3 protein-coding genes are annotated in these 2,781 nt (G+C 43.1%); 1 reads left to right on the forward strand and 2 read right to left on the reverse strand.

From position 1 onward, the window contains the following. Positions 1 to 263: 263 nt before the first annotated feature. A complete protein-coding gene (locus H6G89_RS34240; RefSeq protein WP_190514491.1) occupies positions 264 to 425 on the reverse strand; it encodes a DUF1275 family protein in 162 nt (53 codons plus the stop codon). Between the two features lie 65 nt (positions 426 to 490). Next, positions 491 to 1,159 carry an isochorismate family cysteine hydrolase YcaC gene (ycaC, locus tag H6G89_RS34245; protein WP_190514492.1) on the reverse strand — a complete coding sequence of 223 codons (669 nt, stop codon included), beginning with the start codon at positions 1,157 to 1,159 and terminating at the stop codon, positions 491 to 493. Positions 1,160 to 1,375: 216 nt separating this feature from the next. Between ycaC and H6G89_RS34250 the strand changes: the two genes are divergently transcribed. Continuing rightward, positions 1,376 to 2,263, forward strand: a complete 888-nt coding sequence (locus tag H6G89_RS34250; protein WP_190514493.1) for an AraC family transcriptional regulator — start codon at positions 1,376 to 1,378, stop codon at positions 2,261 to 2,263. Positions 2,264 to 2,781 lie beyond the last annotated feature (518 nt).

Genomic DNA, 2,781 nt, shown 5'->3' on the forward strand with positions numbered 1-2,781 from the left:
TGCAAGTTTCAAGAAATGGCGGCGTGAAGATTTGGAGTGATCCGTCATAGTGATCCTCTTTAGGAAAAGAATAGAGATGAATAGAGTGGAGAAGCGGAGACAAGAATAGTTCAACAGATGGATTTAGATGATTTGTTTGCGAGCCTGTAGCGTCATTATCAACACTGCAACTGTCAATGTGGGAAGTGCGATCGCCAATAAGCAGCAGTGCAAATTACTGCCCCTATAAACATGGGAATTACGGCTAATCGCACCCACACATCCTACTCATCGGTTCCGACAATTTCGGCTCCCGCCACAATACGATTGCCAGTCGCATGGGCCGTAAATAGACCATTCAATCCCACATAGCCTAGAGTATCCACGTAGCCTGCAACCCAACCTAGAATTGCGGTAAGCAGGTGTTCGCGATGCTGGGATGCCATTGAAGAATTTTCCTGAGTCGTTTAATTCACGATTTCATTTTGGGATCAAGCCAGTTCTTAATTCACTAGGAACGAGCTAAAGCAGGTGCTTTTTCATGACTAGCAGACGCAATACTTGCAGTTGCTGCGTAACTAGTCATCAAGTTTTTGTAATCAGGGATGAACCCTGCCAAGAGATTTCCTAAGCCTTCAATGTCATTACGCCAATCGCGATGTAATTCACACACGACACTAAACCAGTTCACCAGTTGAACTCCAGCACGAGACATGCGATCCCAAGCTGCGTAGCGACAAGACTCATCAAATGTACCAGAAGCATCAGTCACCACAAAAACGTCATATCCTGCTTCCAATGCTGAAAGTGCGCAAAACGCAACACAGACATCAGTGACGATCCCTGCAATGATCAATTGCTTCTTGCCAGTTGCTGCTACAGCTTTAACAAAATCCTCATTGTCCCAGGCATTAATCTGCCCAGGGCGAGGGATATAGGGAGCTTCTGGAAATAAAGCCTTCAGTTCCGGCATAATGGGACCATTCGGTCCTTGTTCAAAACTGGTTGTCAAAACAGTCGGCAATTTGAAGAACTTGGCTGCACCCGCTAAAGCCAACACATTATTCTTGAAATCAGCAGCACCAAAGTCACGCACCAGTGAAAATAGTCCGGTTTGGTGGTCAACCAGTAAAACAGCAGCGTTATCTTTGTCCAAACGGTTGTACTTGAATGTAGACATGAGAGGTTTCTCCAATTTGAAGAGTTAGTAGTTGAAGTAATTGCGTGATGGAATCAAGCGTTGAAAAGTTTAGGTCTGGAACACAAGAGATCGTGTTATTCAATCTCGCAACCAACAAATCAACTGTATAAGAGAAGAGGTTTAGCTGTATTTCCCTTTTATGCTAATTTCTCGGTTAAGATGTTCTAATCGTGCTGCGCTTCAGGAATGGATGATATGGCAAGTACCACCGTTGATTATTTGAACGCTAGCCTTCCTCCTGAACTTTTCCCAAATCCTCCTATTTTTAATGGCAAGGGAACTCCAAAACCTGGGTTACTGATTCAACATCACTACCAACCTGAGCACATAACTTTTGAACATTCTCATCAACAACACATTGTTAGCATTCCAGTGCGGGGAGAATGGATAGAGCGCAAAGTGGATGGGCGAACTTACAGAGAGTATCCAGGGCAAGGAGATATTGGAATTTATCCAGCACAGCAAGTGCATCAAATTCAATGGCAAGGCAATGCTGAATTTATTCTCCTTTGCCTGGAGCCGTGGATTGTAACGCAAGCTGCATCTCAAGTTGGAGTTGATAGCAACTTTGAATTAGTCCCGCATCTGAAAGTTCATGATTTATTGGTATATCAAATCGGGTTGACTTTAAGGGCTGAACTAGAGCCGGGTGAACTTGAAGATCCTCTCTATGTTGAATCCTTGGTTACAACTCTCCTGTTTCATCTACTTAAACACTATTCAAACTCTAAGCAGCAGCTCGCCTCAGCTGATTCAGGTAGATTGCCTCAACAGCAGCTTCAACAAGTCATTGACTATGTTCATGAGCATCTCGGTTCAGAGTTGGCAGTCAGTGCGATCGCTCAAGAAATATCCTTGAGCCAATATCACTTTTCCCGTCTCTTCAAGCAAACTACAGGTATGGCACCCCATCAATATGTCATGCAACAGCGGTTAGAACGAGCTAAGAAACTCCTTCGACAGTCAACTCGTAGTCTTGTTGACATCGCTCATGAATGTGGTTTTGCCAATCAAAGTCATTTCGCAAAAACCTTTCGCAAACTGGTAGGAGCAACTCCAAAGGCTTATCGAAATGGCGTATAAATTGAAAATCTTTGCTGCCTTTGCCAATCCCACCGTGTTGTTGATTAGTGGTTGACGATCAATGTTAGCCACACCAAAGGTCATTTGCGGTTGATGGCCAATAAAAATAATGGTGGATTGTCTGGGGTGAGCGAACTGTAAATTGTCATAAATTCTCCAAGGTGTAATTGAGATTGCATTCACTGTTACAATAGTTGCCTTACAACAAAGTTGCTATTAGCTTCATTGCTTTACTCAATAAATTACTGAAGTTGCATCTTCTTGGGAACTAACCAAACGATGTCTTTTCTTACCTGCTTTTTAGGTAGTTAATCACCTGACCAATCGATTAGGCTGATTCAGATCCAACTGAAATTAAAGCATCGTCTTTGGCAGTTCATACCCCTTAAAGAACTATAAAAGTGGAAGAATTACGCTGAGAAGTGCTGTCTCATCCCACGCTCCATCATGTCGAATCCCATTGATAAAAAAGGTGGGTGTTTGAATCACACCACTTTTTACTCCACTGTCATAATCTG

The sequence above is a fragment of the Oscillatoria sp. FACHB-1407 genome, from assembly GCF_014697545.1.
Lineage (GTDB): Bacteria > Cyanobacteriota > Cyanobacteriia > Elainellales > Elainellaceae > FACHB-1407.

Coding starts and splice junctions, on each gene's coding strand:
- H6G89_RS34240 (WP_190514491.1), bottom strand. CDS start 425: ATGGCATCCCAGCATCGCGAACACCTGCTTACCGCAATTCTAGGTTGG.
- ycaC (WP_190514492.1), bottom strand. CDS start 1,159: ATGTCTACATTCAAGTACAACCGTTTGGACAAAGATAACGCTGCTGTT.
- H6G89_RS34250 (WP_190514493.1), top strand. CDS start 1,376: ATGGCAAGTACCACCGTTGATTATTTGAACGCTAGCCTTCCTCCTGAA.